At 65.1% G+C, this 6,063-nt stretch carries 8 protein-coding genes; 1 reads left to right on the forward strand and 7 read right to left on the reverse strand.

Annotation, left to right across the window (positions count from 1 at the left end; all coding sequences use genetic code 11):
- Positions 1–291: 291 nt before the first annotated feature.
- Positions 292–576, reverse strand: a complete 285-nt coding sequence (locus tag NZM16_RS09930; protein ID WP_295480195.1) for a hypothetical protein — start codon at positions 574–576, stop codon at positions 292–294.
- 472 nt (positions 577–1,048) lie between these two features.
- Between NZM16_RS09930 and NZM16_RS09935 the strand changes: the two genes are divergently transcribed.
- Complete coding sequence (locus tag NZM16_RS09935) at positions 1,049–1,555, forward strand: hypothetical protein (protein ID WP_295480197.1); 507 nt, start codon at positions 1,049–1,051, stop codon at positions 1,553–1,555.
- A gap of 184 nt (positions 1,556–1,739) precedes the next feature.
- Here the strand turns inward: NZM16_RS09935 and NZM16_RS09940 are convergent, their stop codons facing one another.
- From NZM16_RS09940 to NZM16_RS09965, 6 genes are all read right to left on the reverse strand, one after another.
- On the reverse strand, positions 1,740–1,955 hold the full coding sequence (locus tag NZM16_RS09940; protein WP_295453621.1) for a hypothetical protein: 216 nt from the start codon (positions 1,953–1,955) through the stop codon (positions 1,740–1,742).
- Positions 1,956–1,982: 27 nt separating this feature from the next.
- Positions 1,983–2,243, reverse strand: a complete 261-nt coding sequence (locus tag NZM16_RS09945; RefSeq protein ID WP_295453618.1) for an LPXTG cell wall anchor domain-containing protein — start codon at positions 2,241–2,243, stop codon at positions 1,983–1,985.
- An 89-nt stretch (positions 2,244–2,332) separates the two neighbouring features.
- Positions 2,333–3,349 carry a molybdopterin-binding protein gene (locus NZM16_RS09950; RefSeq protein WP_295480199.1) on the reverse strand — a complete coding sequence of 339 codons (1,017 nt, stop codon included), beginning with the start codon at positions 3,347–3,349 and terminating at the stop codon, positions 2,333–2,335.
- Positions 3,346–4,110 carry an XdhC/CoxI family protein gene (locus NZM16_RS09955; RefSeq protein WP_295453614.1) on the reverse strand — a complete coding sequence of 255 codons (765 nt, stop codon included), beginning with the start codon at positions 4,108–4,110 and terminating at the stop codon, positions 3,346–3,348. The genes NZM16_RS09950 and NZM16_RS09955 overlap by 4 nt, the downstream gene beginning before the upstream one ends.
- Before the next feature lie 210 nt (positions 4,111–4,320).
- Entirely contained in the window at positions 4,321–4,632 is a 312-nt protein-coding gene (locus tag NZM16_RS09960) for an XdhC family protein (RefSeq protein WP_295453612.1), read from the reverse strand.
- 38 nt (positions 4,633–4,670) lie between these two features.
- Positions 4,671–5,906 carry a VWA domain-containing protein gene (locus tag NZM16_RS09965; RefSeq protein ID WP_295453609.1) on the reverse strand — a complete coding sequence of 412 codons (1,236 nt, stop codon included), beginning with the start codon at positions 5,904–5,906 and terminating at the stop codon, positions 4,671–4,673.
- Positions 5,907–6,063: the final 157 nt, after the last annotated feature.

Below are 6,063 nucleotides of genomic sequence, written 5' to 3' on the forward strand. Positions count from 1 at the left end.
GGCGGAGATGGCCAAGATTGCAACAGAGCATCCCCTCTATATTAACGCAGCTTGCTATCTGCTCTTCCAGGAGCCGGGGAGGTCGCCAAAGCAAATTAGGCTGGGGCGCTGCCTTCGGCGGCGCCCCAGTCCAAAAACCCGGGGGAGAGCTCGGGAGGGCCCAAGCCCTGCCCGCCGCGCTGCCTTCGCAATGATTCGCCGCACGTCCTGCCTCGTCAGCGGCTGGAACGTGCGGGAGAAAAAGAGCGGCCCCGGCAGCTGCGGCCGCACCTCCAGATACGCCCGCAGCCCCTACCGCGCCTCAGCGGACGGCGGCACCCGCTGCTCCTTCACCCCCTTCCCCCTCTGCACCGGCATCCGGCCGGAGCGGGCGTTCACCTCTACCTCTGCATCTTCGGGCATCAACGCCAGGATTTCCCAGGCCTGCAGCCCCGCCCAGGCCATTAGCGACACTATTCCCTGGTTGCAGCGGGAGAGCCAGTCGTCTACTTCCAGCGCCGCGAAGAGCCGCCCCAGTTCCCGCCCGTCCAGCGCGTTCACCAGCGGCTTCTCCTGGCGCACCCCCCGCACCCGCATGTCTCATCCGATATGACGGAGCAGGGAACGGACAGCAGAGAGGCGCAGATTGATGCTGGTCGCTTTCGGCCTACAGACGGAGAGCAGGTATCCAGCGTACCCCCAGATTTCCTGGGCGGTGAGGAGTTGGGGATTCGGGGCTTCGCTGCAGGTGGCGCGATACCAGTCGGCCAAGTCCCGCAGGGCGTCCTAATAGCGGCGGTGGGTGATACCGGTCAGGAACTCCTGGGCTGTATCCTCCGATATCGGTTTCCCTCCCAGAAAAACAGATTGCGACACGACTTAAGGCCGTTGGGGGCCAGTTTTTGGCAAATTGCACGACACCCAGAGGGGTTAGCGGCCGCGCTTTCAGATGGCCTGGCGTCCCGATGGTTCGCAAGTTTTGTTCTACTCGCAGTTTTGGACGTTCTTGTTTGATGTCCGGAGTGGTCGGTGGTGTGAGCTGACGGTGGGGGAGCACGAGCGGAGGGAGATGGAGATTCCTCCCTGGCCTCTGCAGGCGCAGTGGAGCCCGGACGGGCGGTATGTGGCGTTCATCACAACGGACAGCCTCGAGAGGCCTTTTCGGCGCACGTGGCTGGTGATTCTTGATATGGAGACGGGAGGGCGCCGCATGCTGTCTCCAGGCCCGGACATCGAGCCAGGACGGCATTCTGTGCATGACATCGCTTGGGCTGCGAATGCTCAACAACTTGTTGCATTAGCGCTCACCGAGATCGTTCAAGGGCGTCCTATCCAGAAGCTGTATCTCATAGATGCGCGGACAGGAGATAGCCAGCAGGTTATGCCTGATTATGTCTTTGGAGGCGGTGCGATCGAGGGCTGGCAATTGGCATGGTCACCCGACGGGCAAACTTTAGCTGTCAAATGTCCCGCCTGGCTTGAGACTGAACCCACCATCGTCGAGGATCGCGTATGTGTGCTCTCGGTTGCATATGAGTCACAAGGGAAGGCGCACAATGCAAGGCAAACGCTTTAGCTGCTCATCCATTCCCTTGCTGCTCGCCACACTCTGGAAGGGAAAGCGATGAAGTGCTGCTATACATATGCGCTGGTTGGCTTTGTGATTACCTGTATACTGGTGGTCTTGCTGACGGTATGGCTCTATGTCTCACAAGGGGCATTGTCCGAAATTGTCTGAACTTAGAGGCGCTCGGACCCCCTTACGGTGCCCCCTGGATTAGCCTTTCCAGCTCCCCTCGGGTTGGCATCCCAGCGGTTCCCGTCCACACGCGAACCAGACGCCCCTGCCCGTCAAACAGGGCGAAGCTGGGGGTCAGGCGCAATCCGTAGGCCTTTCCGAAGGCCCGCCCGGCCGGGCTGAGGGCCTCCACATACAGCACGCGTCCCTGACGCCATTCCCCTTCGAGCCTGCGCACGGCAGGCTGGAGCGACAGGCAGCCCAGTCAGTAGTTCGAGAACCAGTAGACCAGAACCGGCCGGCCGGACCGCAGGGCCGCTTCGATCTCCCCCTCGGAGGCGAACGCCTGAGAGGGACGAGTGCGCATCGAAAGCCAGAAGACGATCAGCACAACCAGCAGCGCAACCCAGAGCCCCCACCCCAGCAGGCCGGCCCGGCGGAAGAGCAGGAAAGCGCCCAGCCCAGCTAACAGCAGGCCGCCGATCACGAAAAAGGAATGACGATTGGTGAACTCAAATAGCTCCATGGATCCCTCTCCTCATGAGCGGACGCGAAAGACAGCCTCCCTGGAAAAGGGTTTCACGCCGGCGCTCCGACCAGGACCGGCTTGCGCGATCAGGCGAACTCCTTCTGCCGAGGGGCGGGGCGCTCCTCCACGTCCTCTAACAGCCCCCCGTGGCCCATCGCGGCGATCTCCTCGCGGGTCAGCCGAAGCCCCGCCATCAGGCGGGGGATCACCCAGTCCACCACGTTGGGATGGCGGCTGCGCGCGCAGCCCGGCGCCCCCAGGATCGGGATTCCTCCATAATACGCGATCAGCAGCAGGTTCCCTGGGTCCACCGGGGCCCCAAAGGCCTCGATGGTTCCTCCGATCCGCCGGATCGCCCGCGGGGCGGTGTCCTCCTCGTCCATGATCGCGGTCTCGCCGGCCAGGATCAGGAAATCTGCGCCTTCTTGCAGGGCAGCTTCCATGGCGCGGGCCAGCTCCCGCTCCTCGTAGCGCACTGGGCGGGCCCCCAGCCACACGCCGCCGCAGGCCTCCACCCGCTCCTGCAGCGGGCCTTCGAAGTCGGCCATCAGGCGGGGCCAGACCGCGGGATGGCCGGAGAGGATTAGAACGACCCGGCGGGGCTGGAAGGGATAGACGCCCATCAGGGGGCCGTTGCCCTGCAGCAGCGCCTCCGCCCGGGCGACCACCGCCTCCGGCAGCGCGAAGGGGATGATCTTCAGGCTGGCCACGATCTGGCGGGGGCGCACGACGCTCCCCCGGGCCAAGGTCGCCAGGGTGACGCCGGGAAGACGGTTCAGCTGTTCGAGCGAATGGATTTCAACCAGGAACACCCCCGCTGCGTCCGCTAAGAAGTTCACCCGTCCCCCAGCCGCCGGCATCGGGCGCAGGTGGGGGCCCTCGCAGGCCCGCGCAATGCGCCGGGCAGCTTCGTCCTCTCCCACATCGCCGGGCTCCAGTTCCGCGACCACCACCTCCTCGTAGCCCTCCGCCCGAAGACGGGCCACGTCTTCCGACGTCAGACGCCGGCCCTTCCGGAACAGGCGGTTCCCTTGGGCGTCCGCCAGGTTATGCGCCAGGATGCATCCGACCGCCGCTTCCACCGGAACCGGTCCGAATTTCATGGGCTCGCCTCCTCCGGTGCGGCCGCTTGAACGACCTGCCGCAACCGGCTCTGCTCCGCGATGATCTCCGCCATGATGCTCAGGGCGATCTCCTCCGGCGTGCGGGCCCCGATGTCCAGGCCGATAGGCCCATGAAGACGGGCAAGGGCTTCCTCGGAGATCCCCTTCCGACGCAAGCGCTCCCGGCGCCGGGCGCTGGTCTTGCGGCTTCCCAGCGCGCCCACGTAAAAGGCGGGGCTCTGAAGCGCCGCGATCACGGCCGGATCGTCCAGTTTCGGATCATGGGTGAGGACCGCCACGGCGGTCCGGGAGGTGATCAAATCCGGGAGAACCTCGTCGGGCCAGGCGTGGATCAGGCGGTCCACGTGGGGGAATCGCTCCGGCGTGGCAAAGGTGCGGCGGGGATCCACCAGATAGACCCGCCAGCCTAGGATCTTCGCGATGGAAGCGAGGGCGATGCCGATGTGAGTGCCCCCCACGATGATCAGAAGCGGGGCCGGGACGTAGGCTTCGATGTAAACCTCCACTTCGCCCTCCAGGGTGGAGAGCGAGGCCGTTCCGGAATGGCCGATGGCCAGATAGCGCTGGGCCAGTTCCCGAATTTGAGCATCCAGCTCTGGGTGAATCCCTCCCCACCCATCGCCGGTGGGGTCGATGATCCATTTCGCGCCCAGCCAGGCCTCGGGCCCCCGGATCACAGTGGCAACCGCCAGCGGTTCCTCTTTGCGGATCGCTTCTCGCACCCAATCGAACCAGTTCATAAAGCGCTCCTACGGCTTTGTCCAGTTAGGAGCTAAAGATTGAGGGGACCGAAGCCGGCCCAGAAGGCGATGGCCCTTCCCCCTGTGTCCCCCCTCCCTGTGGCCCGAAGGGCCTCAGGGAGGGTAGGGGCATAGCGCCGCTATGCCCCTACCACTACCATCGAGGTGCGATCCGTCATAGGGAAACACCACCCGAAAATCGACAGGGCGCTATGGCAACGGCTCCACGAACACCTCGATGGTTCCCCCACACGCCAGTCCCACATCCCAGGCGGTTTCGTCGCTGATGCCGAAGCGGACGAGGCGGGGGCGTCCCGTGCGAAGCACCTCCTGGGCGATCTCGAAGACCGCGCCTTCCACACAGCCGCCGCTCACCGACCCGGCCATCTCCCCGCCGGAGGAGACCGCCATCTTCGCCCCCACATCCCGGGGGGCCGAGCCGATCACTTTGACGACGGTCGCCAGCGCCACTCGTTCGCCCCGCCCTTTCCAACGTTCGATCGCCTCCAGCACCTCCCACATCGTTGGACCTCCCGCTTCGGAGTTCTAGAGCCTGTAGCCTACCCCAAAGGAAGACCCTCCTCGGATCCGACGAGTTCGATCGATCGAGCGAGCCCAGAGCGACGGGCGGAGCGTCGGGATGGAAGCCGCTCCAGATGGGCGGCCAGTTGCTCCAGGCTGGCCAGGTTGTGCACCGGGAGGAAGTCGTCGATGTAGGGGAGGGCCGCCTGCATCCCCCGGGTGAGAGGCTGATACCCCGGGATCCCCAGCAGGGGATTCAGCCAGATCAAACGATAGCACGATTTCTGCAGGCGCTCCATCTCCTGACGGAGGAGATCGATGTCCCCTCGATCCCATCCATCGCTGATGATCATCACCACCGCCCCTCGCCCCAGCACCCGCCGCGCCCAATCCCGGTTAAAGGCGTGCATGCACTCGCCGATGCGGGTCCCTCCGGACCAGTCCACGACGGTCCGGCTCACCTCCTGGAGCGCCTGATCCAGATCCCGGTGGTGGAGGCATCGGGTGATGCGGGTGAGGCGGGTGCCGAAAACGAAGGTTTCCACATGGCGTCGAGTGTGGCTCAGGGCATGGAGGAAGTGAAGGAGCATACGAGCGTAACGCTCCATCGAACCGCTGATGTCGCACAGCACCACCAGCGGCCGGGGCTTGCGCTTGCGGGTCCGCCAGAGCAGGCGCACCCATTCCCCATAATGGCGCAAGCTCCGCCGTGCTGTCCGCCGCAGATCCAGGTGCTCTCCCTTTGGGCCGGGGCGGAGGCGTCGGGTCTCCCGCTCCTGGATCTGCCAGCGGAGGCGAGCCATCAGCCGGCGGGCCAGTTGGATCTCTTCCTCCGAGAACCGTTCAAACTGTTTCCGCCGCAGGATCTCGCTGGGGCTGTAGGTCATGGCCCGGTCAGCCAGGACCACCGGTGGGGCTTCCGGGTTTTCCGAGCGCGATTCCGGGGAGGGCGGATGCCCCACCTCAGCGGGGCGGGGACGGTTCTCCCGTCGACGGATGGGGCCCGGGGCCGTGGAGAGCAGGCCGGGGGGAAGCTGGCCTCCCATGAGCGGGTTCCGCCAGAACCAGTTAAAGATCCGATCGAAAACCTCCAGGTCCTCTCGACGGCAGATCAGTGTGCAGCGGGCCGCATGGTAAAAGGCCTCCCGATCGCCCATAGGGATCCACTCCAGCGCCCGCACTAGGGCCATCATCTGGCCCGGGGTGATCGGCACCCCGGCCGCCCGCAGCGTTCGACCGAAGCGGATGAGATGATGAAGGAAGTAGCCGGACATCCGGCTCCTTTATCGCATCGAGTTACGCGGTTGGAAGCCTGCGGAACGAGGTGGGATGACCCCACCCTCCTATCTCCCTCCCCATGGCCCTTTGGGCCGTGGGGGGATAAGAGATCTTTTGGGGGCAGGGCCGGGCGCCTTCGGCGCCCAGTCCCGT

Source organism: Thermoflexus sp. (assembly GCF_025055495.1).
Taxonomy (GTDB): domain Bacteria; phylum Chloroflexota; class Anaerolineae; order Thermoflexales; family Thermoflexaceae; genus Thermoflexus.

What these genes read in the sequence shown, in the direction of transcription:
- NZM16_RS09930 (WP_295480195.1), bottom strand. Translation starts at nt 576, where the DNA reads ATGCGGGTGCGGGGGGTGCGCCAGGAGAAGCCGCTGGTGAACGCGCTG.
- NZM16_RS09935 (WP_295480197.1), top strand. Translation starts at nt 1,049, where the DNA reads ATGGAGATTCCTCCCTGGCCTCTGCAGGCGCAGTGGAGCCCGGACGGG.
- NZM16_RS09945 (WP_295453618.1), bottom strand. Translation starts at nt 2,243, where the DNA reads ATGGAGCTATTTGAGTTCACCAATCGTCATTCCTTTTTCGTGATCGGC.
- NZM16_RS09950 (WP_295480199.1), bottom strand. Translation starts at nt 3,349, where the DNA reads ATGAAATTCGGACCGGTTCCGGTGGAAGCGGCGGTCGGATGCATCCTG.
- NZM16_RS09955 (WP_295453614.1), bottom strand. Translation starts at nt 4,110, where the DNA reads ATGAACTGGTTCGATTGGGTGCGAGAAGCGATCCGCAAAGAGGAACCG.
- NZM16_RS09960 (WP_295453612.1), bottom strand. Translation starts at nt 4,632, where the DNA reads ATGTGGGAGGTGCTGGAGGCGATCGAACGTTGGAAAGGGCGGGGCGAA.
- NZM16_RS09965 (WP_295453609.1), bottom strand. Translation starts at nt 5,906, where the DNA reads ATGTCCGGCTACTTCCTTCATCATCTCATCCGCTTCGGTCGAACGCTG.